Here is a 5,270-nt window from a genome sequence, read left to right as displayed (position 1 = left end):
CCGGCGTCCGGGTGCCCGAGCGGATCGCGGCGGCGCTGCGGCTCGGCCGGGAGGCGCATGCGTAGGCCGGCTGCCCTCGTCCTGGCCTGCGCGCTGGCGGCGTTGCCTCCGGGCGCCGCGACGGCTGCGGCCGATCCCGCGGGCGTCCTTCCCGACGAAGCCGCGCTCGCGCCCCTGCGCCGCGCCGGGGCGATCGAGCGGCACACCCCGGAGACGCTCTGGGAGCGCATCGACGGCGAGGCGGAGCTGTACCGCGGCTACGGGCTTGCGGCCTCGGCCCACGTGCTTTACGCGGACCCCGCGGCCGGGGAGCGGCGTGTCGAAGCCTCCGTCTTCAGCTTCGCCGACCCGCTCGGCGCATTCGGCGTCTTCGCCGCCTTCCGGCCGCCAGCGGGCGCGGGCGGGACGGCGCTCGGCAACGGCGGCTGCGTCGAGGACTACCAGGGCTTCTTCTGGCAGGGCGCGCACTTCGTGCTCGCCGACGCCGCCGGGCCGGACGCGACCCGGGCATCGGACGTGCGCCGCGCTCTCGAGGCCGCGGCCGCGCGCCTCGGCGCCCCCCCGCCGCCGCCCAAGGCGCTGGCCGACTTCTCCCGCGTCGCGGATGCGCGCACCGTCCGCTACCAGCCGCAGCACCTGCTCGGGCGCGAGGCGCTGCCCCCCGGGCTGGAGGGAGTCGCGGCCGGCACGCCGGTGTTCGTCTCGGTGCCGCCGGCGAGCCTCGAGGACGCGAAGGCCTGGCTGGCCGGTTACGCGCGGGCCCTCGAGGGCGCGGCGCTCGGCGAGCGCGACGGGCGGCCGCTGCTCGTGGGGCGCGACCCGGCCCTCGGCCCGGTGGTCCTGCTCGGCGGCGCCGGCGGCATCGCCGGGGCGCGCTCGTCGCCGGACGCGGAGGGGATCCTGGAACTGCTGGCGACGCTGCTCGGAACGGCCGGTGGCCAGGGCGCGGGGGACACGCGGTGAGCGAGGACCAGGCCCCTCCCGCGGCCGCCCCCGCGACGCGCCTGCGCCTGCTGGGCGACGGACGCGAGGCGTTCGCCGCGCTCTCCGCCGCCATCGACCATGCCCGCTCGCACGTCTTCCTGGAGATGTACATCTTCGCCGCGGACGCCACCGGCCGGGGGCTGCTGGCGCGCCTCGTCGCGGCCGCCCGGCGCGGCGTGCGGGTCATGGTCCTCGTGGACGCCTTCGGCTCCTGGGCGACGCCGGACGCCTTCTGGGAGCCGCTGCGCGCCGCGGGCGCCCGGCTGCGCTTCTTCCGGCCGATCCGCCGCGGGTTCCTGCCGTTCCGCAACCACCGCAAGCTCGTGCTCGTCGACGACGCGATCGCCTGGCTCGGGGGCATGAACATCGCGGACGAGTACCGCGGCGGTCGCGGCGGGCAGAAGCCGTGGCGCGATTTCGTCCTCGTCGTCGAAGGCCCCGACGCGGCGCGCCTGCGCCGCCAGTTCCTGCGCATGTGGGCCCTCGCCGAACGGCCGCTCGCCTGGCGCGCGCTCTTCCCCGGCCGCCCCCGCTGCGACGAGGGAGGCGAGCGCGAGCGCGTCCGCTTCTTCGCGAGCGGCCCCGGCCAGGGCGGACGCCTCGCGCTCCAGGTCCACCGCGAGCTGATCCGCTCCGCCGCCGGGCGTGTGGACCTGGCGATGGGATACTTCTTCCCGCCGGGGCGCATCCTGCGCGAGCTGCGGCGGGCCATCGGCCGCGGCGCCCGCGTGCGGGTGCTCGTGGCGCGCCACAGCGACGTGCCGGTGATGCGCTGGGCCGCGCGCGGCCTCTACGGGAGGCTGCTGCGGATGGGAGTCGAGGTCTTCGAGTACCTGCCGTCGATGCTCCACGCGAAGCTCGCCGTGACCGACGACACCGTCGTCGTCGGCTCGGCCAACCTGGACCTGCGGAGCGACCGGCTCAACCAGGAGATCGTCGCGATCGTGCGCGACCCGGCGATCGCGGCCGAGGCGCGCCGACAGTTCGAGGCCGACCTCGGGCAGGCCGAGCGGGTGGCGCTCGCCGCGTGGCGCGGGCGCCCGCTCCTCGACAGGCTGCGCGAGCGCGTGAGCTACTGGCTCATCGCGCGGGCCGACCTGCTGCTCTCGCGCCTGGAGATCATGCGCACGCGCTGGTAGCCGCGCCCGAGGCGGAGGCGGCGAAGGCCGCGGCCACGATCTGCCGCGCCTCCTGCTGGATGCGGCGCAGGTGCTCCTCGCCGCGGAAGCTCTCCGCGTAGATCTTGTAGATGTCCTCCGTACCCGAGGGGCGCGCGGCGAACCAGCCGTGCGCGGTCGTCACCTTGAGCCCGCCGATCGGCGCGTCGTTGCCGGGGGCGCGGGTGAGCTTTGCGACGATCGGGTCGCCGGCGAGCTCCGTGGCCGCCACCTGCTCCGGCGTCAGCCGCACGAGCGCGTCCCGCTGGGCCTGCGATGCGGGGGCGTCCACGCGCGCGTACCACGCCCCCCCGTGTTCCTGCTCGATGCGGCGGTAGCACTCGCCCGGGTCGCGGCCGTGCACGGCCGTGATCTCCGCGGCGAGCAGGTCCATGATGATGCCGTCCTTGTCGGTGGCCCACGTCGTGCCGTCGCGGCGCAGGAAGATGCCGCCGGCGCTCTCCTCGCAGGCGAAGGCGCAGGAACCCGAGAGCAGATCGTTCACGAACCACTTGAAGCCGACGGGGGTCTCCACCACGCGCCGGCCGAGGCGCGCGGCGACGCGGTCGATCATCGAGCTGGAGACGAGCGTCTTGCCGACCGCGGCCGCCGCCGGCCAGTGCGGCCGGTGCGAGAAGAGGTGCCAGACCGCAACCGCCAGGTAGTGGTTCGGCTTCATCAGCCCGACGCTGCGCGTGACGATCCCGTGGCGGTCGTAGTCCGGGTCGTTGCCGAAGGCGACGTCGAAGCGTCCCTTCAGCCCGATGAGCCCCGCCATCGCGTAGGGCGAGGAGCAGTCCATGCGCACCTTGCCGTCGTGGTCGACGTGCATGAACGCGAACGTCGGGTCGACCGCGTGGTTCACCACCTCGATGTCGAGGCCGTAGATCGTGGCGATCGGGTCCCAGTAGGCGATGCCGGAGCCGCCCATCGGGTCGGCGCCGATCTTCAGGCCCGCGCGCGCCACGGTCCGCAGGTCGACGATGCTCTCCAGGTCGTTGACGTACGGCAGGACGAAGTCGCGCTCGTGCGTCGTGGCCGCCCGCAGCGCTCGCGCGAACGACTGGCGGCGCACGCCGGCGAGCCCCGCGGCGACCAGGGCGTTCGCGCGCTCCTCGATGCGCCGGGTGGTGCCGGTGTCGGCGGGCCCGCCGCTGGGCGGGTCGTACTTGATGCCGCCGTCCTCCGGCGGGTTGTGCGACGGCGTGATCACGATGCCGTCGGCCAGGCCGTCCCGGCGCCCGCGATTGTGCGCGACGACGGCGTGCGAGACCACCGGCGTCGGCGTGTAGCCGCGCCCGGCCTGCACGACCGTCTCCACGCCGTTGCCGGCCAGCACCTCGAGGACGCTGGCGAACGCCGGCTCGGAGAGCGCGTGGGTGTCCATCCCGAGGAAGAGCGGGCCCGTCACGCGCTCGGCCGCGCGCAGCTCGCAGATCGCCTGCGCGATCGCCAGCACGTGCGCCTCGTTGAAGGAGCCCCTCAGCGAGGAGCCGCGGTGCCCGGAGGTGCCGAACGACACCCGCTCGGCGGGGTTCTCCGGCTCGGGGCGCCGCGTGTAGTAGGCCGAGACCAGGCGCGGGACGTTGACGAGCAGCTCGCGCGGGACGGGCTTGCCGGCCAGCGGGTGCGTGTGCGGATCAACGCTCGTGCTCATCGTGACCTCCGGGGTGAGCGTGACGGGCGCCGAGGCGCGCGAAGAGCTCCACGACGTCCGGCGGCGGGCGCCGCACCCTGCCGGCGGCGTCGGTGAAGGCGTGCTCGGTGTGTCCCTCCGCGATGAGCGCGCCGCCGCACTCGATGCGGTAGTCCACGCGCAGGCGCACCCCGCCCGGGCGCGACGTCGCGGTGAGCACGACCAGCTCGTCGTCGTAGCGGGCGGGCCTGCGGTAGCGCACGAGCGCCTCGATCAGCGGCAGGTGCACGCCGCGCTCGACCATCGCCGAATAGGGCAGCTCGGTGCCGCGCAGCAGCTCGGTGCGCGCCATCTCGAACCAGCGCAGGTAGTTGCCATGCCAGGCGACGCCCATCGCGTCGGTGTCGGCGAACGCCACGCGCACGCGCAGCGCCTCGGTCATCTTCCCGTGTGCGGTCACGATGCGGACCTCCTCTGCTGGTGCGCACCCATTCTAGCAGGGGCGTGGTCCCGCTGTACCAGCCCGGCCCGCCCCATTCTTCTCGCGGTGGCGCAGCCGGCCGCCGAGAAGGGCCCAGATGCAAGGCGGGCAAGCCTGAGGAGTGAGGCGTACGAACAGTACGCCGTAGCGACGCAGGGCGAAGCCCAACGCCGCAGATGGGCCCTTATCGGTGGCCGGCCAGCGCCGCCGCGAAGAGGACGCAATAGACGAGCGTGAGCCGCGCCGTTCCGGCCAGGGCGGCGTTCATCGCCGGGCCGTCCTCGCGCCGGCGCGCCAGCGTGCGCACGAGCGGGACCGCCAGCGGCGCGGAGGCCAGCGGGAGCAGCAGCAGCGGCCCGCCGGAGCCGGCAGCCAGCAGCAGCGGCGGCATCGCGAAGGCGCCGGCCAGCAGCAGGACGTACTCCGCCAGCGCGCCGCGCGCGCCGAGGCACACCGCCAGCGTGCGCTTGCCGGCCCGCGCGTCCGTCTCGATGTCGCGCAGGTTGTTGACCACGAGGATCGCCGTGATCAGCAGGCCCGGCCCGACGGAGGACGCGGCGGCGAGGGGCGTCAGCGACCCGGCCTGCACGAAGTACGTGCCGCAGACCGCGACCGGCCCGAAGAAGGCGAACACGAAGAAGTCCGCGACCCCGTGCGACGCCAGCGGCCAGGGCCCGCCGCTGTAGGCCAGCGCGGAGAGGATCGAGGCGACGCCGACCGCGGCGATCGGCCAGCCGCCGCGGGCGACGAGATAGACGCCGACGAGCGCCGCGGCGGCGAAGACGGCCGCCATCGCCAGCCGGACCTGCCCCGGCGGGATGAGACCGGCCTGCGTCACGCGCAGCGGACCCTTGCGGTCGGGCGCGTCGATGCCGCCCTTGTAGTCGAAGTAGTCGTTGGCGAGGTTGACCCCGATCTGCAGCAGCAGGGCGACGGCGAGGGCCGCGAGCGCCGGCGCCAGGGCGAAGGCGCCGGCGCCGCGGGCGACGAGATAGACGCCGACGAGCGCCGC

5 protein-coding genes are annotated in these 5,270 nt (G+C 75.1%); 2 read left to right on the top strand and 3 right to left on the bottom strand.

All coding sequences use genetic code 11. The features are described 5' to 3' along the window. The first annotated feature begins 57 nt into the window (after window positions 1-57). Together VI078_04735 and VI078_04730 are read left to right on the top strand one after the other, a co-directional pair. Window positions 58-963 carry a DUF6599 family protein gene (locus VI078_04735; protein HEY5998593.1) on the top strand — a complete coding sequence of 302 codons (906 nt, stop codon included), beginning with the start codon at window positions 58-60 and terminating at the stop codon, window positions 961-963. Further along, entirely contained in the window at window positions 960-2,123 is a 1,164-nt protein-coding gene (locus tag VI078_04730) for a phospholipase D-like domain-containing protein (GenBank protein HEY5998592.1), read from the top strand. Before VI078_04735 ends, VI078_04730 begins: the two co-directional genes overlap by 4 nt. On the opposite strand, the gene pgm is transcribed toward VI078_04730, so the two are convergent. The 3 genes from pgm to VI078_04715 form a co-directional block, all read right to left on the bottom strand. Beyond that, on the bottom strand, window positions 2,104-3,798 hold the full coding sequence (gene pgm / locus VI078_04725) for a phosphoglucomutase (alpha-D-glucose-1,6-bisphosphate-dependent) (GenBank protein HEY5998591.1): 1,695 nt from the start codon (window positions 3,796-3,798) through the stop codon (window positions 2,104-2,106). The two genes, VI078_04730 and pgm, sit on opposite strands and share 20 nt — an antisense overlap. Beyond that, window positions 3,782-4,237: a thioesterase family protein gene (locus tag VI078_04720; GenBank protein HEY5998590.1), complete on the bottom strand. Its 456-nt coding sequence runs from the start codon at window positions 4,235-4,237 to the stop codon at window positions 3,782-3,784. Before VI078_04720 ends, pgm begins: the two co-directional genes overlap by 17 nt. A 205-nt stretch (window positions 4,238-4,442) precedes the next feature. After that, window positions 4,443-5,270, bottom strand: an 828-nt coding sequence (locus VI078_04715) for a 1,4-dihydroxy-2-naphthoate polyprenyltransferase (GenBank protein ID HEY5998589.1), incomplete at its 5' end; no start/stop codon positions are given.

This window comes from bacterium, from assembly GCA_036524115.1.
GTDB lineage: Bacteria > JAUVQV01 > JAUVQV01 > JAUVQV01 > DATDCY01 > DATDCY01.
The sequence above is the reverse complement of the archived record's forward strand: the minus strand, read 5'-3'. Positions and strand labels throughout refer to the sequence as shown.

Bases quoted from the DNA above. Each gene is read 5' to 3' on its own strand.
- VI078_04735 (HEY5998593.1), top strand. From the start codon at position 58: ATGCGTAGGCCGGCTGCCCTCGTCCTGGCCTGCGCGCTGGCGGCGTTG.
- pgm (HEY5998591.1), bottom strand. From the start codon at position 3,798: ATGAGCACGAGCGTTGATCCGCACACGCACCCGCTGGCCGGCAAGCCC.